Consider the following 19,976-nt stretch of genomic DNA (forward strand, 5'->3'; position numbering starts at 1 on the left):
CAGCGCACTCTTAGCAGGGTGCGTTTTTGTTTTTTCTGGATAGAAACGTAAGGAGAGCAGGAATGGACAAAAATAGGCAACAAGAATTTCAAAGAAAAATGAAAACGCGCCACTTAGTTATGCTTTCACTGGGCGGGGTAATTGGAACTGGATTGTTTTTAAGTTCGGGCTACACGATTCAGCAAGCTGGACCGTTTGGCACGATTCTTTCCTACTTGATTGGTGCGCTGGTCGTCTATCTAGTCATGCTATGTTTAGGGGAGCTTTCTGTTCATATGCCCGAAACGGGTGCATTTCATAGCTATGCCGCCAAATACATTGGGCCGGGAACAGGATATACAGTGGCCTGGCTCTATTGGCTAACCTGGACCGTCGCCTTAGGTTCAGAATTCACCGCTGCTGGATTGCTTATGCAAAGATGGTTTCCTTTCATCAATGTCTGGGTATGGAGCGCATTTTTTGCCATTTTAATCTTTGTATTGAATGTGCTCACGGTTAAATTTTTTGCTGAATCTGAATTCTGGTTCGCATCGGTCAAAGTAGTGGCCATTGTAATATTTATCGTTTTAGGGGGGGCGGCGATGGCCGGCCTTCTTCCAATGGCCCATTCAGAATCGGCCCCGCTCTTTTCTAATTTTAATCAAGCAGGTCTATTTCCTCATGGCGCTTTTAGCCTGATCATGACAATGCTCGCAGTTAATTTCGCTTTTTCTGGAACGGAATTGATAGGGATTGCAGCTGGTGAAACAGCAAATCCAGAAAAAACGATACCGAAGGCGATACGCACGACCTTGTGGAGATTGATCATCTTTTTTGTAGGGACAATCGTTGTATTATCCGCATTATTGCCTGTTTCCGATGCAGGAGTGGCCAAGAGCCCTTTTGTCACGGTCCTTGAACGAATTGGCGTGCCTTATTCAGGGGACATTATGAACTTTGTCATACTGACTGCCATTTTATCCGCTGCAAACTCGGGCCTTTACGCCTCCTCCAGAATGCTTTGGTCACTGGCAAACAAGAACACGATATCTCCATTTTTCGCAAAATTGACAAAACGAGGCGTTCCTATCAATGCGGTCATTTTCAGCATGTTAGGCGGGGCTTTGGCTTTATTGTCAAGCATTGTTGCACCAGATACTGTGTACATCGTGCTTGTCTCCATTTCGGGTTTGGCAGTGGTTGCAGTTTGGATGAGCATCAGTGCTTCACAGTTTCTATTTCGCAGGCAATATATTAAAGAAGGGAAGTCCGTAAAGGATTTGGCCTATCGAGCGCCGCTATATCCGCTCGTGCCCATCGCTTCTTTTATCCTATGCCTTGCCTCATGCATTGGGATCGCCTTCGACCCTACCCAACGAATTGCGTTGTATTGCGGCATTCCATTTATATTGTTTTGCTATGGAAGCTATTATCTTACACAATCTTTAAAGAAAAGGGGCGCGGATTATGCCGAACAAAATTAACCCGATTGATGCTATCATATCTCAATATCGAATGATGATCCTTGATGGAGCTTTAGCCACAGAACTGGAGTCACATGGATGCAATTTGGACGACCCCCTATGGTCTGCGCGTGTATTGCTTGAAAATCCAGAATTGATCTATCAAGTTCATTCTGACTATTTCCGCGCCGGGGCAGACTGTGCCATCACGGCAAGCTACCAGGCGACGATTGATGGTTTTTCCGGGCGGGGGATTCAAGAGAAAGACGCTATGGAGTTGATTAAGCAAACAGTGTGGCTCGCTCAAAAAGCAAGAGACGATTTTTGGGAGGAACATGCACAAAGCAACAGGCCGAAGCCGTTAGTTGCCGCATCCGTTGGACCTTATGGGGCTTATCTTGCGGATGGTTCAGAGTATGTAGGCGATTATGGCGTGGAAGACGAAACATTGGCGGAATTTCACCGTCCAAGAATGTCTGCGTTGATTGAAGCGGGTGCCGATTTATTAGCATTTGAAACGATCCCTTCCTTTCAAGAAGCAAACGTTTTAGATGCTTTATTGCGGGATTTTCCAGACGCGTATGCCTGGCTTTCTTTTTCTTTGAAAAATGAGAAGGAGATAAGCGATGGGACTGCGCTTGCGGAATGTGCGCGGGTGTTTGACAATAGCAAGCAAGTTATCGCAATTGGCGTGAATTGCGCGCCAGCGGCAGTTGTAACTGGAGCCATCAAAGAATTGAGCGCAAACACAAATAAGCCGATAATCGTTTATCCGAACTCCGGGGAAACCTACAATCCGGAAACAAAGACATGGCATGGGCAAGAATCTTGCAACGAATTCGAAATAAAATCTGAAGAATGGTACCATGCGGGGGCCAAGATAATAGGAGGATGCTGTAGAACAACTCCTCGCCATATCAGGGAGCTTTCAAAGAAATGGCGGAATTCTAGCGTTATGCCTTAAAATGGACGCTTCATTGCTCTCTGGTGATTATCGCTGTGGCTTTTGTAACAAGTGCTTTTCATTAATTTCGCATAACAATGAAGCCTCCATATTCAGAGTCATTCTGAATGCGGGGGCTTCGACTATTTTGTTAGAATCTATAGCCTATTGTATTTTTGTAATCATCTTAACAATCAGCTTCGCCACGTTGAAAACAGTATTCAGCCTCGTATCATTTAAAAAATGGGATTCCGGCAGCGGATCGATATAATTAACAAATGCTTTAAAATGGTAATCACTACTTACGGAAGAATCTTCCAAAAGGACCGTATCGTTCCGAAAAATCTTCTTTACACACCAATCGGCCGTTTACCAACGATGGCCACTCGTTCCCCTATTCTCACGTTTGGATAATAATCTGCGACTGCATAATGCTGCGTGGCAAAATTATCCCAAAATGCAATGGAATTGTCTTCCCATTTAAATCTTACCTGATATTCTGGAATATGAATCTGCTGGAACAGAAACTGGAGCAGTTCCTCACTGTCCGCCTCATCAAGTCCAACAATTTTAACGGTAAAATCCTGGTTGACAAATAACGTCTTTCTCCCCGTATCTGGGTGTTTAATCACTACAGGGTGCTCTGCAACTGGGTATTCTCTTTGCCAATAGGCTAACTGTTCTTCGTTTAGTTGGTGACCAAACACATGGGTAAAATCATGAATAGCTGTCAAACCATTAATCCGCTCTTTGATTTTATCTGGTAAATTATCATAGACAGCTGCCGTATCCGCCCATAGTGTATCGCCTCCCAATGGAGGAGTTTTACTCACCCTGAGGATGGAGGCACGGGCCGGCGTCTGCCGGAATGTGACATCATTATGCCAAATGTTTTCATAACTTGTAGCTGTTTTTCCTTTCGTAAATCGGACAATCTCTGGTAAATCGCCTTCTGGAAGGAAAGGATGGACTTCCAGTTCTCCCCAATTCCGGCCGAAAGCAATATGTTGTTCACTTGTAATTTCTTGGTTCCGGAAGAAAAGGACCTTCCACTCCAGCAAGGCACGGTGCAGCTCATTTTTCACTTCCGCAGTAAGGGGATTTCGCAAATCGACTCCGGTAATTTCTGCCCCAATCAGAGGACTTAATGGCTTCACTTGAAACAAGCTGTATGGTTTTGCTTCCACCTCTTCGGGAAGACGGCGTAGAATCCGAGTCCCTGTATAACGATTACGGGAAATGGCCAATGGACGGGAAGCATCAACAACATTCGCTTTAGTCATTTGTTTTTCTCCTCTCTAATGAACGTAAATGATATAAAATTTTTAAGCCGACATGATTACTGAGGATTGCGTATGATAGAAAGCAAGTATTCACGTAAATAAGTAAATTCCTTTGACTGTTCAATCTGCTGCGGTGGATCATTTTTTTTCGCTAAAGGGTTAGGAATATCAAGTGTAATTCTCCCGGGGCCTGGATGCATAATGACAATTCGGGTTCCTAGCAGGAGAGCTTCATGCACGTCGTGAGTAATAAAAATGATCGATTTTTTTGTCAGTTTCCAAATTTCTTTGAGATGGCTTTGCATGGACTTACGGGTCAATGCATCCAGGGCGCTAAATGGCTCATCCATTAAAATGACCTTTGGATCCGCAGCCAAAGTCCGGGCAATGGAGGCCCTTTGTTTCATACCTCCTGAAAGTTGATGCGGCAACCTCTTGGCAGAAGACTCTAGTCCTACCAGTTGTATATAATGGGAAGCAATTCTCTTCCGTTCCGCTTTCGAAATGGATTTCATTCTTAACCCAAATGCAATGTTCTTTTCAATTGTGAGCCATGGAAATAAGTTGGGGGCTTGAAAAACGACACCGACATCGGGATTTGGTTTCTTATGCAGCTTGCCGCCAACCGTTACTTCACCGGATGCCGGTTGGCAAAATCCGGCCAATACATGAAGGAGTGATGATTTCCCGCACCCCGATGCACCAAGCACGCAAACAAAATCATTTCGGTACACTTTAAGATTAATAGCTTTTAACACATGGAAATCTTCATAGAATAAATGGACGTTCTTTGTCTCGATGACTGTTTCATTTGTTGGCACTTTCTCCTCAACTTCGTCTGAAATGGGCAAGGACATACGTATCCCTCCTTTCTACTTTAGTAAACCTTGCTGATAACTTTTTAAATCTGGGGATGATGGGATGGCTTTCTGTTTAACCATGAAATCACCAGTATCCTTTAATACTTTGGCGAGTTCTCCATTCTGCCCGGCATCCCCAATATATTTTTTCTGCTGTGAGGCATCCAGCCAGAGGATTTGCTGCATGGTTTTTAAACTATCCTGAGGAGGCAGTCCTAACTCTTTGGAAAACAGCTGGGAAGATTCTTTCGGTTTATCCCGGTAATAATGGACCGCTTCACTTAAAACCTTGATATATTCTTTAACAAAGCCAGGATACTTTTTTGCAAAATCTTTTTGGACAATGCCTAAATCTGCTGTAACAACCCCTTTATCTGCCAGGTTCTTCGAAGATATGATTACTTTGCCTCCTTCATTCACAAGCTTCGCCTGTGTTGGCTGCCACATATAGGCACCATCGATGTCATTTCTTTTCCAAGCTGCATAAATATCAGTTGGGAGCATATCTAAAATCGTGATCTTTTCTTTCACTGGATCAATCCCTTCTGCTTTCAGGGCACCCAGCAAACTGTAATGGGAAGTGGAACTGAAAGTGGTTGCAATTTTTTTCCCCTTGAGGTCTTTTATGGATTGAATGCCTGATCCATTTTTTACAACTAATGCTTCACTCTCAGCAATGATATCGTGCACATTGTAAACTTGATAAGGCAATCCTTTGGCAATTCCGATGGAGGCAGGCGGCGTTCCGACATTTCCAAAATCTATACTGCCGCTTGCCATTGCGTTGTTCACATCTCTTCCTGAATCAAACGGAATCCATTTCACTTTTATTTCCGGATATTTTTTCTCTAATAACCCAAGAGCTTTTGCCAATAGCTCTCCGCTTGGAGAAACCTGATATCCGATGCGCACCTCTTGCGGCAGTGATGAATTCTTTTCGGAGCTGGATGCTGTTTTTTGCTTAGAGCAGGCAGCCAATGAACCAATCAGCATGACTGATAGAATCGTTAGTAAGAATAAGCTTGCTTTTTTCCGTAAAAACATTTCGTTAAGCCTCCTTTAAACGTTATTATTCTTGCGTTCCCGCCCATGAAAACTTGTAACGTTGAACGAGTCGAATCAATGCATCCATGATCATGGCTATCCCGCCCATGATGATGATTCCGACAAAAATAATATCGCTTCGTAAGTATTTACTAGCATCCAGGACCATCCAGCCAATTCCGGAAGTGGCCGCAACCATTTCCGCCGCTACCAGTGTGGCATATGCAACACCAACAGCTGTTCTTAAACCCGTGATAATATCAGGCAAGCAGCCAGGAAAGATAACAAAGACGAGTACTTTCCATTTAGATGCTCCTAATGAGAGAGCCCCATTGATTAGATCTTGAGGAACCTTTTGAACACTGAATACAGTAGCAATAAACAACGGTGCAAATGCACTAAGATAAAGCAGTGCTATTTTTGAAGTATCATCAATACCTAACCAAAGGACTAATAAGGCATAGTATGCTAATGGCGGAAGCGGCCGGTAAAACTCAATCAATGGATCAAAAATGGCGCGGATATATTTCGAGTACCCACATAGCACCCCAAGAGGTACAGCAGTCATAAATACGATCAGCAGGGAGATGAACAACCGATAGAGGCTGCTAAGGATATGTGTTCCTAAAGAAGAACCCTTATAGCCGTCTTTGACCAGTTCTACGAATGCACTCCATACTGAATGCGGAGAAGGCAAAAACAACGGATCGATCCATTGAAAGCTTGTAACCGCCGTCCATAATAAGATTAAGACAATTATAGTACCAGCCGAAACCCACCTGGTTGAAATCACCACCTTTTTGTCATTTGTAACTAAATCAATTTGTCTTGACACTGATACTCATCTCCTTTCGCTTCAAGGATGTAAATACGGAAAAAGATCCTAAAAAGGAAACAAAAAAAGCCCTACAACATACATGATCTGTACTGATCGTGTATGCTAAGGGCCTCCAGTTTATCTGGTCAGTTAATACTTATAATTCCTATAGGTTAACTATGAAATTAGTTTAACAATAGCCGGTTATTTTTGTCAATAATTTTTTCCTTTTTAGAAGAACATGACTATTTATATCTAACAGAAGCAAATGCTAATTCCGGCCTAGATCCGAACCGCGAAAGATTCGTTACATACACACTGCCAAAAAACGATCTCGCCCGATTTTTCAATACTAACGAACATAAATTTGTACAGAGGATCCGGATTTTTGTAAGAGGGTTCTAAACAGTTATAGACATTGATTCGTTTCCATACGAGCGAAATTTTTCTCCTTAACTTGCTTTAACGTCGCTACGATAAGAAAGCTAACAATTACTAATAAGAGCCATGAACTCACCTTTCCTGGATGAACGAGACTCCATGATTCGGTTTGATTTGGATATTCCCAGGCTCCAAAGAACGTTGCAATATTTTCCGCGATCCATATAAAAAAACCGATGAGGACAAAAGAGAGCGCGAGTGGCATACGGTAACGAGTTCCATTAACCTCGTATGTGACCCATGATTGCCAAAAGACAATAATCACAAGTCCGGATAACCACAGGCGGACGTCAATCCAATAATGGTGGGTAAAGAAATTCAAATAAATCGCAACTGCAAGAGGTACTACTACCAAAAATGGTGGCCACTTGATTAGTTCAACCTTAAGCCTCCTCCATGCCTGGCAAAGGTAACTTGCTACACTTGCATACATGAATCCGCTATACAATGGAACTCCAAATAGTTTAGAATATCCTTCTTCCGGATAAGACCAGGAGCCCATATGTACCTTGAAAAGTTCAAGAGCAAGTCCAATAAGATGGAACAAAGTGATCACCTTTAGTTCATCCCGTGTTTCGAGCCCGGAGCGCACCATCCACCACTGCATTAGAAGGCAGATCATGAGCAGCCAGTCATAACGTGGCAAGAAGGGAAGGGAGATGAAGTTTGTAAATGCCAAAGAGACAAAAATAACGACAGGAAACAAACAGGATAGGGCCTGCTCCCACCCAAAGTGAACGAGTTGTTTTAGTGCTCTCATGATTGACGCCTCCAAAGGTTTTTAAAAAGAAATTTTTCTTTTAAGGTTAATATACTAATGCTGTGTGGCTTCATCACTTCGGTATTCTAAAATATCTCCGGGCTGACATTCCAAAGCCTTACAAATAGCCTCTAAGGTTGATAATCGAATCGCCTTTGCCTTTCCATTTTTCAAAATAGAAAGATTAGCCATCGTTATTCCAACTTTCTCCGAGAGTTCCGTGACGCTCATTTTCCTTTTGGCCAGCATCACATCAATATTGATTATAATCGCCATGTGATCCACCTCAGACCGTTAAATCGTTTTCTGATTTTATATCAATTGCCTCTTTTAAAAGCCTTTGAAGTAAAGCCGCAAAGACCGCGATTACCATGGAAGCAAAAGGAACAACCACTCCGATAAAGATGACACCCGGGGCGTCGTCTTTCTCAGCAAAGAGATAAAAGAGCGGCAAGACCAACACATGCAAGGTACTGATTGTGATGGCACAGTGTTTAATTTTCTTTAAAGATTTTACCGACAATTCGGAGAAAGCTTTATTTTTGTCAATATAGCGTAAAAGTTTGAAAGCCTGGTATAAAGCAAAGTAGAAAGGTATCGCGGATGCATAAAAAACGATGAAAACGAAATATTTTATCGAAGTAAACTCAGGAAGCAATTTTGCTGCAATATTCCCAATCTCAGGAACTAAAAAGATGCACAATGCAAGAACCGGAATCCCGATAAAAATAACTGCTATTTTTAAGAAGAGCGTTGACACTCGTTGCATAAAAAGCACCTCACTTAATGATTGTGGTCTGAGTTTAACATGGCATTTATCGTTTTACAATAAAAAAATATTGATTTATATTACATTATTATCGTTTGGGGGAGTCAACTTGCCAATGACTTGAATAACTTTTACACTAAAGGTAAAAGATGATGCGTAATAGGTGGAATAACAATGGCTAAAACAATCGTGGAAAAGCTCAACTTAACGAAATATAAAAAAGCGGCGGTATTGAATTTGCCGGAAGGGGCAGATTATTTTGAAGGGCTGGCCGGCTATGATACGGAGCTTAAGGATGCCCCGTATGATCTCATTTTTGCATTTGTGCTCGATATGGAATCTTTAAAAGCACTTGTGAATCGCGTTATCGAACATAATCAATTGAATAAAGGCGGGTATCTCTTTTTGGCTTATCCTAAAAAAGGGAATAAAGCATATCCAACGTTCATTCACCGCGATGATTTAATGGCCGGGCTCGGCGCCGATGAAGATGGCTATGTCGGGGATAGCACGATTAAATTTGCGCGCATGGTCGGGTTGGATGATGTGTTTACGGTCGTCGGACTGAAGGAAGAGGCCCGAAACAAAAATAAGGCAACTGCGAAAGCAAGCCAACGTGTGGATGATTATGCCGCAATGATCCCGGAAGTGGAAAACGATTTAAAGGACCACCCGGAATTGCTTGCCTTCTATCAATCCCTCACCCCGGGCTACCAAAAAGACTGGGCCCGTTATGTGTACAGCGCAAAACAAGAGGCGACGAAAGCAAAACGGCGCGAAGAGATGAAGATGATTCTCGGCGCCGGTTACAAAAGCCGGGACCTTTATCGTAAAGCCATTGATACCAAATAATTGGCATTAGAATATAATTAAAAAGCGCGATCGTTACTAAAAACGGACTTCCTTAATTCAGGTGAAGTCCGTTTTATTTTATTTCGTCTTCTACTCTTCCCAGTAATGTTACACGTGAAACATTGTTATTGACACCGGCAACAGTGTATGTTATTTAAGAAGTGGTTAGCACTCGAAGGGAAAGAGTGCTAATAATGTAGTCGCAAGTTTATGGTCCTATTTCATAAAAAGTTCAAGTGGCGAAAGGGGAGATTTCAATGGAAAAGAAAGAATTCAAGGCAGAATCGAAACGGCTTTTGGACATGATGATCCACTCGATTTACTCCAATAAAGAGATCTTTTTGCGTGAGCTGATTTCAAACGCGAGCGATGCGATTGACAAAATCTATTATAAAGCATTGACGGATGAGTCGTTAACGTTTGATAAAGATAGCTACTTTATTAAAGTCGAAACGGATAAAGATAGCCGGACGTTGAAAATTACCGATACTGGGATTGGCATGACGAAAGAAGAGCTCGAGAACAACCTCGGCACGATCGCCAAAAGCGGTTCCCTTGCATTTAAAAACGAAAATGAAATTAAAGATGGCCATGATATTATCGGACAATTCGGCGTCGGGTTTTATTCTGCTTTCATGGTTGCCGACAGCGTGACGGTCATCAGCAAGGCGCTCGGGCAAGAGGAAGCGTACAAATGGGAATCGGAAGGTGCTGACGGGTATACGATTGAGCCGTTCGAAAAAGAAGCAGTCGGCACAGAGATCATTCTCAAAATCAAGGAAAATACGGAAGACGAAGAGTATGATGAATTTCTTGAAGAATACCGCTTAAAAGCAATTATTAAAAAGTACTCGGATTTCATTCGCTACCCGATCAAGATGGATGTAACGGGTAGAAGACTGAAAGAAGGAAGCGACAATGAGTACGAGGATTATAAAGAGGAACAAACGATCAACAGCATGGTTCCGATTTGGAGAAAGAACAAAAATGAGCTGACCGAAGAGGATTATAAGAATTTTTATCATGAAAAACGATACGGCTTTGACAACCCGATCAAGCATATTCATATTAAAGTCGATGGTACTGTAAGATATAATGCGATTTTATTCATTCCGGAGCGGATTCCATTTGATTACTATTCGAAGGAGTTTGAAAAAGGACTGGAGCTCTACTCCAACGGCGTGCTCATTATGGAAAAATGCCCGGATCTTCTCCCGGACTATTTCAGCTTCGTCAAAGGGATGGTCGATTCAGAAGATTTGTCACTAAACATTTCAAGGGAGATTTTGCAACAAGATAAGCAGTTGAAATTCATTGCAAAGAATATTAAGAGCAAAATCAAAAAAGAATTGGAAAGCCTCTTAAAAAATGACCGCGAGAAATACGAGTCTTTCTATCAATCGTTTGGCCGGCAGCTGAAATTCGGCATTTATAATGATTTCGGCCGGGATAAAGAAACACTGCAAGACTTATTGATGTTCTACTCATCAAAAGAGAAGAAACTGGTCACATTAGATGAATACGTATCAAGAATGCCAGAAGACCAAAAATACATTTATTACGCGACTGGCGAATCGAATGAACGAATCGATAAAATGCCACAAACCGAGCTTGTGGCCGACAAAGGCTATGAAATTTTATACTTCACTGATGATGTCGATGAATTCGCGATCAAAATGCTCATGTCCTACAAGGAGAAAGAGTTCAAATCAGTATCCAGCGGCGATTTAGGCATTGAAGAAAACGAAAACAAAACAGAAACCGAAGAGAAAGAAAATAAAGAGCTTCTTGACTACATGAAAGAAGTTTTGTCCGGCAAAGTAAAAGATGTCCGGGTTTCAAAACGGTTAAAGTCACATCCGGTATGCCTGGCAGCAGAAGGTGACGTCTCGATTGAAATGGAAAAAGTGTTAAGCGCTATGCCGAACAACCAGAACATTAAAGCGGACAAGATTTTGGAGATCAACGTGAACCACGATGTATTTGCTTCGTTAAAAGCCGCGTTTGAACAGGATAAAGAAAAAGTAAAACTGTATACGAATTTGTTATACAACCAGGCTTTGCTCATCGAAGGATTGCCTATACACGATCCGGTCGAGTTTACAAACGATATTTGCAAAGTGATGGTTTAATGGCGAGAAGAGGGGCGTCCCCGGTTTTGGGGGCGCTCTCCTTTTTTCATTTGGAGAAAAATTCATCTAAGGTCATGGCAACCCGGGCGCCCGGCTCCTTTGCTCGCCTTCCCTGCAGCGGCAACTTTCACTTAGACGAATAAGTTCCCTTGATAGACGAATAAACTCCAAATTAGACGAATATCGGCTTAAGCCTTCAAAAATAAAAGAAAAATCCCCGATAAGATGGCAAAAAAAGAAGCCCCTTTTACGGGGACTGTTGAAAAATCATTATATACGCGCACAAATTTCAAGAAAATAATGGTTATGCATCGGCGCCCGGTGAAGGCCGGCGTTTCCTGTGATATCCGTGATATCCACGCTTTTTTCTACGACAACGAAAGAGACTTATGTTAGTCGCTGCTTAATGGAACATATATCGTATATTCCTGGCCTGTGCCGCGTTTGAAGATTTCAAGGCTATAGGCATCAGGGTCGTGGTTTAAGCCTTGTTTCCTTAACTTTTCGAGGGCGTAAAAATACGTTTCGTCAAACTCTTCCCGGTCTAAGTCACCATCATGGGTGTAGACGGCGTATTCACGTGCCGGAAGAGTAATGCTTACCATGTTCGGGGGAATGGAGACCGGCCTTGCCACTTCTACGCCCGCGATGTAATGATAAATCCGGTTTTTACTAAGGACGGCTCCAGTAAACGTTCCCTCCTTTTTAACCAATTGAATTTCGCCTCGTCTATTTTCAATCTCTTTCCAGAGCTGTGGCCGTATCGCCTTTGCCATATAAAACGCCGTGAAAGGGGCTTTCAATTCCACTCCGACAACATGGGTAACAGGCTTTATCACGCGGTTAATCGACCCGGCGGACCTGGCTATAACGGGTGCCTTCGCTTTATTTTTCATGATGCTGTACCCTCCATTTTTTCCTGGTTGTGAAAAAAGGGGGACGCCAAGACCGCTTAATTCCTGCAAGTATCGAAGCATCGTCCGGTAAGAGACTCCAAATTCCTCTGCAAGTTCCTCCACTGTAAAATGCTCTTTTTCGTATACCCGCATCATCAGTTCAATCATTCGCTCGGTTTTCGGCACGTTTTCTCACCCTATTTTTAATAATCTGACAGGTTCTGTCACATTATCAGTATATAATGGAGGGGAAAACAAGGAAAGGGAGTGATTGACATGTCAGTTGAACAAAAGAATAAAGCCGTTTTGGTTTCTAAAGAGGCGTTTCAAGCGGTTGGATTGAAGTGGGAAGGCACTTTTGAAGAAGCGGCGGCAGGGGGAATTCGTCTTATCCATGAAGAAATGCATCAACGGTTAAAGGAAATCCGCCATGTTGTAAATGGTGATACGTTGCTTGGGCTATCATACCATGCCGATTCGGACAATACAGGCTTCATTCATTACGCTGTTGTGGAAGTGGAAAAGGTAGAAGAAGTGCCTGAAGGAATGACAAGCATTTCCGTCCCGTCGTTAACCTATGCCAAATGCGAGCATCGGAAGGGGCAAAGCATAGAAAAGTCTTACAATAATATTTACGAATGGATCAAGGCACAAGAACTAGTGGAAAATCAAGTCGGTAATTTAACGCATTTTGAGCGATATCCGATGAACCAGGACCCGTATGATAACGATCCGGAATTTACCATAATGATTCCGGTTGTAAAAAAGTAAATCATACGGCGTAAAAACGTTTGTTGTAATGTCCTATTTAGAATCAATGAGAAAACGAAGGCTGTTCCATCTGAAGAGGGAGCAGCCTTTTAGCAAAAGTAATGTTGCTTATCTAAATGACCGTAACATTCGTCAAATTTGCATGGCTCCCTTTCAAAACAGCGTAGGTCAACTTATCCATTGTAGCGCCGTCAAAAATGGCTTTCTTTGTAACAGTTTTAAAAGAAACATTTTTAAAAACGGCATTTTTAAAAGATGTTCTTTTTAGCCCCGAGTAATCAAAAATGGTACCAATGAACGTTTGGTTGTCAAAACAAATGCCGGACAAATCGGAGCTGCTAAAATCCGTACGATCAAAGACGCAGTTTTTAAAACTTGCCTCCTTCAGTGAGGATTTAATGATCTTTGCGCCAGTTAGATTAGCTCCATCAAATTTCACATTCGTCAAGTCACTGCATTTAAAAGTGCTGTTCGTCAAATCTGCACCGCTAAAGTCCGACCCTTTTAAGGCGCTGTAGTTAAACTTCCCATCATGAACCTTCACGTCTTTAAAATCAGAATTCTGGAGGTTGATTTTTGAAAAATCCATTCCGATCATTTGCTGCAGTTCTCTTGTCTTTGACGTAATGCTTTCGATGATTTCGGATACATCTCCAAGGGAGCTGACCGTCATGCGGTAAGCAGCTTCGTCATCATATCCCTGGGCTTTTAAATCACTCAACTTTTCATTTAAATCAATGAACAGCTCTTCTTTCAAATCTTTGACCCCATGCAAATCCTCATAAGGTGAGAATATGCCGTTTAAATAGTTTGTCAATTTTTCATTCATTGCGATTACCGCCTTTCTTTAAATTAATTGATCAAGAATGCGCTTAGCGATTTCCCAACTTTTTTTATTTTCAAGATACGTTTCTTTTCCTTTTTCCGTAAGGCTGTAGTACTTTCTCCTGCCGCCCTGGGTCCCGTCACCCCAATATGAAGTGATGTTGCCATCCTTCTCTAATCTTTTTAGGCTTGAATACATCGTAGCCTCTTTAAGTTCATACTCGCCACCCGAGTTTGAATGGATCAATTTCGATATTTCGTACCCATACTTATCACCACTCATCAACAATTTCAGGATAATGGTATCTGTGTGTCCTCTAAGTAAATCTGAGGAGATTTTATTTTCAGTCACTGTTTCACCTCCACATATATAATGTATATCACATTACTATGACAGTCAAGGTATCGTTTATGTAATAATACTATTATTGTTTTTATAAAAACGTGCAAAAAGGAAGAAAAATAGAGTTTTGTCCTGGGATTAATGACGGATTTTAGAGATTCGTAAAAGCGGGGTGGATGGACCCTCGGGAAATAATAATCTCCCAAGGGTAATATGCAAAACGCGGTTACTTATTTTTTCAACAATAAATAGATAAAATAGGGGGCGCCGATTAAAGCGACCATAATGCCTGCCGGGATGCCGTCGGAGGAGCCGATATTATGGCCAATTGTGTCGGCAAGTAATAAAAGCCAGCCGCCCAATAAAATGGCGATTGGAAGAAAAAGCTGGTTTCTCGGACCGACTAATGCTTTTGCGATATGCGGCGCCATCAGTCCGATAAACGCAATGCCTCCCGTGACAGAAACGGCAACAGCGGCGAGGCCCGTAGCCGTCATTAGCAATACAAGGCGTTCTTTTTCAACAGACACCCCGACACCGATCGCTACCGGTTCATTTAAGGCAAGCACGTTCAACCGATTCGCCTTGTACAAAGTAAAAGGAACAAGAACAACGAGCCAGGGCAAAATGGCCCAAATAAATGGCCAATCTACTCCCCATATGTTGCCCGCTATCCATTTCGCAATAAAATCAACTTTTTGCCGATCAGCTGATGAAATAAGGACAATCATCGCCCCGGATAGCGCCATTGAAACGCCGACACCTGTCAGCACTAATTTAACAGGGGCGAGACCTGTTTTTTTACTATAAGAGAACAAATAGATCAGGCCAGCCGTGAGTATGGCGCCGACAAAGCCGACAAGCGGGAGTACATAAACAAAAGAGCCGGCATCAACAGGGAAAAAGAGAAAGAAAACGGCGATGCCAACACCCGCACCGGAGTTGATCCCAATGATTCCTGGATCCGCCAGGTCATTTCGAGTGATTCCCTGTAAAATGGCCCCGGATAAAGCAAGTGCCATGCCCGTAAGCAATGTTATGATTATGCGCGGCAGACGCACTTCAAACAAAATAAAGTGTTCTTGAAACGTACCCTCGCCGAGGAGAGTGGGAATTAGCCTATTCAACGAAAGGGAAGCATAGCCTGTTCCCATGCTGATCATCGCGCTAATAACAATTAGGCATAATAGGACGAAAAGGATGATTCTCTGTTTTCTGTGTAAGGCGGGTTGAATCATGAGAAGGCCCTCCCTCCTTTATGAACGATGAATAAAAAGAAAGGCAAGCCCATGACCGCCACGATGGCTGCTACCGGTGTTTCGTATGGGGCATTTATGGTGCGGCCCAGTGTATCGGCAAGCAGCATAAACGCCCCTCCTACAACCGCGGACATCGGGAGAATGAATCGGTAATCGGTTCCAACGATGGCCCGAACGATATGCGGAACCATTAAACCGATAAATGTCATTTTCCCGACAAGCGCCACGGACGCACCGGCAAGTAGAATAATGACGATAAACAGGATGGATTTTATCCAGGTTGTTTTTTGGCCAAGGCCGATTGCGACTTCCTCATTTAAACTGAGAACGGTCAACTGCTTTGATAGAAAGAAAGAAATTAAGATTCCCAGTGAAATAAATGGAACGATCATCTTCAGTTGGTCCCATGATGTGCCGATCAGTCCTCCTGCCGTCCACATCGATACATCTTTTGAAATTTTAAAGTAAAGCCCGACTCCTTCAGCAATGGCATAAAGAAAGGCTGAAATGGCGCTACCTGCTAAAACAATACGAAGAGGGGAAAATCCCCCTTTTTTCATTGCGCCTATCCCGAAAACCATGATGGCCCCTAGCGCCGCTCCAATAAAGCAAGCAAGCATGATCGAAAAGTCATTTGCAGAAGGAATGAATGCTAATACAATGGCTAGTAGTGCGTTTGCGCCTGCAGTCAGGCCGAGAAGGCCGGGATCGGCAAGCGGATTTCTCGTGATCCCTTGCATAATTGCCCCGGAAACTGAAAGCGCCGCACCGACAAAAATGCCTGCGACCTCACGGGGTAAACGAATTTCCCGGATAAGAGTAATGTTTTTGCTTGAAGCTTCCGATGTAAGCGCCAGCCATACATCTTTGACTGTCGTGTCCGCCGCCCCAAAAACACAGGCAACAACAAACATGGCAACAAAGAAAACGAAGGCTGCAATCAGCTTCACGACAAATGGGATGGAGTGTTGGTTGTATTTCGTCATAGCATCTCATCTTTCTCTTATAGAATAGAGGAATTCTAGAAACCCAGAATTCCTCTTTAAACTTTATTTGTTAAGAAAATGTTTCGTAAAGTAGTCTAATTGGTAATCTAATGTTAATGGATCATTGAAGTAGAATTCTTTTTGGTTCACTTCAAAGACACGGTTGTTTTTTACGGCCGGAATGTTTTTATACGTACTTGTTTTTTGGAATGAATTGTCCGCTTTTTTGTCTGTGCTTAAAATAACATAGTCTCCGGCAAACTCAGGAAGAACTTCAGAAGATAATGCGTAATACCCTTTTTTTAGCGCCATTTTCTTCACTTTTTCAGGCATTTTTAATTTCATTTCCTGATAAAGAATTTCAGTGCCGCGGCCCCAGTTATTGCCGAAAACATAAAGCTGCTTATCGAAGTTTTCAATGACGGAAACCGTCGCGTCTTTTCCGATTTTCGCCTTAATGTCTTCCCCGGCTTTTTGGGCGCGTTTTTTGAAATCGGCGACCCACGCTTTCGCCTCTTTTTCTTTGTTTAAAAGTTTGCCAATTTCGATATGCTGCGTTAAGTAGTCTACTTTCCCATAGGTGTAGGTGACGGTAGGCGCAATTTTTTTCAATTTATCTACGTTTTTCACCGTGGATAGACCAATGATCAAATCCGGTTTTAATGCCATGATTTTTTCTATATTTTCATCAGATACTTCTTCGGCATTTTTTAATTTATCTTGAAAACGGGGATTCATTTTCGACCAGGAATCGACACCGACGATATTAACACCTAAAGACATAACGTTCCCTGCGAACGAAGAAAGAACGACGACACGTTTAGGGTGGGCCGGAACTTTGATCGGCCCATTCTCCGATTGATAGGTCATCATTTCTTCTTTTTTGTTGTCGGTCGGCGATTCGCCATTTTTGCTTTCAGAAGAATTGCCGCAAGCACTGAGAATAAGTGTGAATATAAGAATAATCGGAAGTATAATCTTTTTCACGATGGTTACGCTCCTTTAACTAGGTCATATGTGATACACATTGGTTTGTTCGTTCTTGGGTCGCGCCCGATTTCAGCATCAATCTGGAATACTTTTTTCAATACATCCCGGTTCATCACTTCTTCACAATCTCCCGCTTTTACGATTTCTCCATCTTTTAATGCAATCATATAATCGGCAAACCGGGCAGCCTGATTTAGATCATGAAGAACCATGACGATCGTGCGCCCTTGCTCAGTGTTCAACTTTTGCAAAAGCTCGAGCACTTCCAGCTGATGGGCCATGTCCAAATACGTCGTTGGCTCATCAAGAAAGATAATATCGGTTTCCTGGGCCAGCGCCATAGCGATCCAGACGCGCTGGCGCTGGCCTCCGGATAGGCTGTCGACCGGGCGGAATTTAAAGCCGGACGTCCCCGTTACTTCAAGCGCCCAGTCGATGGCTTCAATATCCTTTTTGGACAGTCGGCCAAAGCCTCTTTGATAAGGGAAGCGGCCGTAAGAAACGAGTTCACCGACGGTCAGACCGTTTGCGCTTTCCGGAGTTTGCGGGAGGATCGCCATTTTTTTTGCGAGGGTTTTCGTATTTTCTTTCGCAATATTTTCCCCGTCTAAAATGACAGCCCCTGATTGTTGTTTATGAATCCGGGTAATGGCCTTCAGTAGCGTTGATTTTCCACAGCCATTTGAACCGATGATCGTTGTCACCTTTTTATCGGGAATGGCAACGCTCACGTCTTTCACAATTAATTGTTCACCATAGCCAATATTTAAGCTTTCGGTATAAAGGCGAACCATGATGTAACCCCCAATGTTCAGCTTTTATCAATAATGATAATCATTATCACTAATGTTCACAAACTAACTATAATACGACTTTTTTTTCGTTGTCAACCTATTTTTTTATTGTAGGTTTTAAAAAAATATCGTATATTTAATTGAGAATGATAATCATTTGCTCGGAATAGTTGAGGAGTGAACAGAAATGAAGCGTCAGGAATTATTTGATGTGACAATTATCGGAGGAGGTCCGGCGGGTCTGTACTCCGCTTTTTATAGCGGGCTACGGGAAATGAAAACGAAGATTATTGAATACCAGCCACAACTAGGCGGGAAAATTCATGTCTATCCTGAGAAAATGATCTGGGACGTTGGCGGTCAGCCCCCCATTACCGGAGCAAAATTGATCGACCAGCTTGTAAAGCAAGGATTAACATTTAACCCGGAAGTGATTTTGAATGAAAAAGTGGAGTCAATGACAAAAAATGATGAAGGTTATTTCGTATTGCATACGGCATCCGGAGCCAGGCATTTTTCAAAGACCGTTATTGTCGCAGTCGGAAGCGGGATTATTACGCCGCAAAAGTTAAAAATCGAAGGCGCTGAACGATTTGAAGTGGCGAATTTACATTATACGGTAAAGTCGCTTAAACAATTCAAGGAGAAAACGGTCATCATTTCAGGAGGCGGGGATTCGGCGGTCGATTGGGCCAACGAATTAGAGCCCATTGCTAAAAAAGTGTATGTCACCTATCGAAAAGGGGCTTTAACCGGTCATGAAGCTCAAGTCACACAACTTCTAACGAGCAGTGCCGATTGTTTTTTTCATACTTCGATTACAAAATTGATCGCCTCATCCAATCACGAAGTCATCGAACAAGTGGAACTTACGAACCATCAAACAGGAGAAGTTTCGTATTTGCCAGTAGATGAAGTCGTGATCAGCCATGGCTATGAACAGGATGCAACATTATTGAAAAATAGTAAACTGGAAATAGCGATGGCAGATGATTTTTACATTAAGGGGAATGCAAACAGTGAATCATCTGTTCCGGGGCTTTATGCGGCTGGCGATATTTTAATGCATGAAGGAAAATTGCATTTAATTGCCGGCGCGTTTCATGATGCCGCAAACGCCGTTAATCAAGCAAAACGGTTTATCGAGCCTAATGCGGCCAAACATGCAATGGTATCTTCCCATAATGACGTTTTCAAACAGCGCAATCGGGACATCATTCAACAAATGGTAAAATAAAGGATGAGAAAAGGAGAGGCAGCCCGCCTCTCCTCTTGTTTCTAATGAAACTCCACATCAATTTTTCTGCCGGTATCCTTCGTCAGTTTAGGCATCCTCACTTCAAGAACGCCGTTTTTATACGTTGCTTTTACCCCTTCATGCGATACGGGGCCTGGCAGAGTGATGGACCGGTGGAAACGGCCGACATAACGCTCTTTTCTATGCATATTTTCTTCGTTGATTTCATGGGATTTATGGATCGACCCGCTGATCGTCAGCATGTTATTTTCAATATCAATAGTGACATCTTCTTTCTTTTCCAACCCGGGAATGTCACAGGTTGCAACGACTTCATTTGCTGTTTCATGAACATCGACGCGAATGCCGCCTACATGATGTTCGGTTTCAAATAGGGAAGGGAAATCGGAGAAGATATGATTGAACTCCTTCCGCATATTCGCAAGCTGCCTGAATGGATCATAAGGTACTAATGCCATGATTGAAAAACCTCCTCGTTGTTGTTTCATACAAGGTTATTTTCTCTGATGCA

21 protein-coding genes are annotated in these 19,976 nt (G+C 42.7%); 6 read left to right on the top strand and 15 right to left on the bottom strand.

The window, feature by feature from the left end:
• The first annotated feature begins 62 nt into the window (after positions 1-62).
• Together mmuP and mmuM are read left to right on the top strand one after the other, a co-directional pair.
• Positions 63-1,463, top strand: coding sequence for an S-methylmethionine permease (gene mmuP, locus WD019_RS15890; protein WP_425712128.1), 1,401 nt, complete (start codon positions 63-65; stop codon positions 1,461-1,463).
• Positions 1,447-2,406, top strand: coding sequence for a homocysteine S-methyltransferase (gene mmuM / locus WD019_RS15895; RefSeq protein WP_425712129.1), 960 nt, complete (start codon positions 1,447-1,449; stop codon positions 2,404-2,406). The genes mmuP and mmuM overlap by 17 nt, the downstream gene beginning before the upstream one ends.
• Positions 2,407-2,735: 329 nt before the next feature.
• On the opposite strand, the gene WD019_RS15900 is transcribed toward mmuM, so the two are convergent.
• The 7 genes from WD019_RS15900 to WD019_RS15930 form a co-directional block, all read right to left on the bottom strand.
• On the bottom strand, positions 2,736-3,668 hold the full coding sequence (locus WD019_RS15900) for a TauD/TfdA dioxygenase family protein (protein WP_425712130.1): 933 nt from the start codon (positions 3,666-3,668) through the stop codon (positions 2,736-2,738).
• 56 nt (positions 3,669-3,724) lie between these two features.
• Positions 3,725-4,525 carry an ABC transporter ATP-binding protein gene (locus tag WD019_RS15905; RefSeq protein ID WP_425712131.1) on the bottom strand — a complete coding sequence of 267 codons (801 nt, stop codon included), beginning with the start codon at positions 4,523-4,525 and terminating at the stop codon, positions 3,725-3,727.
• A 15-nt stretch (positions 4,526-4,540) separates the two neighbouring features.
• Positions 4,541-5,572: an aliphatic sulfonate ABC transporter substrate-binding protein gene (locus WD019_RS15910; RefSeq protein WP_425712132.1), complete on the bottom strand. Its 1,032-nt coding sequence runs from the start codon at positions 5,570-5,572 to the stop codon at positions 4,541-4,543.
• Positions 5,573-5,597: 25 nt separating this feature from the next.
• On the bottom strand, positions 5,598-6,368 hold the full coding sequence (locus tag WD019_RS15915) for an ABC transporter permease subunit (protein ID WP_035351309.1): 771 nt from the start codon (positions 6,366-6,368) through the stop codon (positions 5,598-5,600).
• Positions 6,369-6,798: 430 nt separating this feature from the next.
• Positions 6,799-7,590: a DUF817 domain-containing protein gene (locus tag WD019_RS15920; protein WP_425712133.1), complete on the bottom strand. Its 792-nt coding sequence runs from the start codon at positions 7,588-7,590 to the stop codon at positions 6,799-6,801.
• 54 nt (positions 7,591-7,644) lie between these two features.
• Positions 7,645-7,866, bottom strand: coding sequence for a helix-turn-helix domain-containing protein (locus WD019_RS15925; protein WP_026678743.1), 222 nt, complete (start codon positions 7,864-7,866; stop codon positions 7,645-7,647).
• Positions 7,867-7,876: 10 nt separating this feature from the next.
• The gene (locus WD019_RS15930) at positions 7,877-8,359 is read right to left on the bottom strand and encodes a DUF2975 domain-containing protein (protein WP_026678742.1); all 483 of its coding nucleotides are present in this window, start codon (positions 8,357-8,359) and stop codon (positions 7,877-7,879) included.
• Positions 8,360-8,533: 174 nt separating this feature from the next.
• Between WD019_RS15930 and WD019_RS15935 the strand changes: the two genes are divergently transcribed.
• Positions 8,534-9,211: a YdeI/OmpD-associated family protein gene (locus WD019_RS15935; RefSeq protein ID WP_026678741.1), complete on the top strand. Its 678-nt coding sequence runs from the start codon at positions 8,534-8,536 to the stop codon at positions 9,209-9,211.
• Between the two features lie 257 nt (positions 9,212-9,468).
• Entirely contained in the window at positions 9,469-11,343 is a 1,875-nt protein-coding gene (gene htpG / locus WD019_RS15940; RefSeq protein WP_425712134.1) for a molecular chaperone HtpG, read from the top strand.
• Positions 11,344-11,735: 392 nt separating this feature from the next.
• Here the strand turns inward: htpG and WD019_RS15945 are convergent, their stop codons facing one another.
• Positions 11,736-12,425: an HTH domain-containing protein gene (locus WD019_RS15945; RefSeq protein ID WP_425712135.1), complete on the bottom strand. Its 690-nt coding sequence runs from the start codon at positions 12,423-12,425 to the stop codon at positions 11,736-11,738.
• Positions 12,426-12,515: 90 nt separating this feature from the next.
• On the opposite strand from WD019_RS15945, the gene WD019_RS15950 reads away from it, so the two are divergent.
• Positions 12,516-13,010 (top strand): GyrI-like domain-containing protein, encoded by a 495-nt coding sequence (locus tag WD019_RS15950; RefSeq protein WP_425712136.1) that lies wholly within the window; start codon positions 12,516-12,518, stop codon positions 13,008-13,010.
• 112 nt (positions 13,011-13,122) lie between these two features.
• On the opposite strand, the gene WD019_RS15955 is transcribed toward WD019_RS15950, so the two are convergent.
• The 6 genes from WD019_RS15955 to WD019_RS15980 all read right to left on the bottom strand — a co-directional run bounded on the left by WD019_RS15955 (position 13,123) and on the right by WD019_RS15980 (position 18,207).
• Complete coding sequence (locus tag WD019_RS15955; protein WP_425712137.1) at positions 13,123-13,839, bottom strand: pentapeptide repeat-containing protein; 717 nt, start codon at positions 13,837-13,839, stop codon at positions 13,123-13,125.
• An 18-nt stretch (positions 13,840-13,857) separates the two neighbouring features.
• Positions 13,858-14,187 (bottom strand): PadR family transcriptional regulator, encoded by a 330-nt coding sequence (locus WD019_RS15960; RefSeq protein WP_425712138.1) that lies wholly within the window; start codon positions 14,185-14,187, stop codon positions 13,858-13,860.
• A gap of 221 nt (positions 14,188-14,408) precedes the next feature.
• On the bottom strand, positions 14,409-15,416 hold the full coding sequence (locus WD019_RS15965) for a FecCD family ABC transporter permease (protein WP_425712139.1): 1,008 nt from the start codon (positions 15,414-15,416) through the stop codon (positions 14,409-14,411).
• The gene (locus WD019_RS15970; RefSeq protein WP_425712140.1) at positions 15,413-16,423 is read right to left on the bottom strand and encodes a FecCD family ABC transporter permease; all 1,011 of its coding nucleotides are present in this window, start codon (positions 16,421-16,423) and stop codon (positions 15,413-15,415) included. The genes WD019_RS15965 and WD019_RS15970 overlap by 4 nt, the downstream gene beginning before the upstream one ends.
• Positions 16,424-16,486: 63 nt before the next feature.
• Complete coding sequence (locus tag WD019_RS15975) at positions 16,487-17,410, bottom strand: iron-hydroxamate ABC transporter substrate-binding protein (protein ID WP_425712141.1); 924 nt, start codon at positions 17,408-17,410, stop codon at positions 16,487-16,489.
• 5 nt (positions 17,411-17,415) lie between these two features.
• The gene (locus WD019_RS15980; protein WP_026678893.1) at positions 17,416-18,207 is read right to left on the bottom strand and encodes an ABC transporter ATP-binding protein; all 792 of its coding nucleotides are present in this window, start codon (positions 18,205-18,207) and stop codon (positions 17,416-17,418) included.
• A 187-nt stretch (positions 18,208-18,394) separates the two neighbouring features.
• On the opposite strand from WD019_RS15980, the gene WD019_RS15985 reads away from it, so the two are divergent.
• Entirely contained in the window at positions 18,395-19,444 is a 1,050-nt protein-coding gene (locus tag WD019_RS15985) for an NAD(P)/FAD-dependent oxidoreductase (RefSeq protein ID WP_026678892.1), read from the top strand.
• A 41-nt stretch (positions 19,445-19,485) separates the two neighbouring features.
• Here the strand turns inward: WD019_RS15985 and WD019_RS15990 are convergent, their stop codons facing one another.
• Entirely contained in the window at positions 19,486-19,923 is a 438-nt protein-coding gene (locus WD019_RS15990; protein WP_026678891.1) for an Hsp20/alpha crystallin family protein, read from the bottom strand.
• Between the last annotated feature and the right edge of the window lie 53 nt (positions 19,924-19,976).

Source organism: Fictibacillus sp. Mic-4 (genome assembly GCF_049843615.1).
Lineage (GTDB): Bacteria > Bacillota > Bacilli > Bacillales > Fictibacillaceae > Fictibacillus_A > Fictibacillus_A gelatini.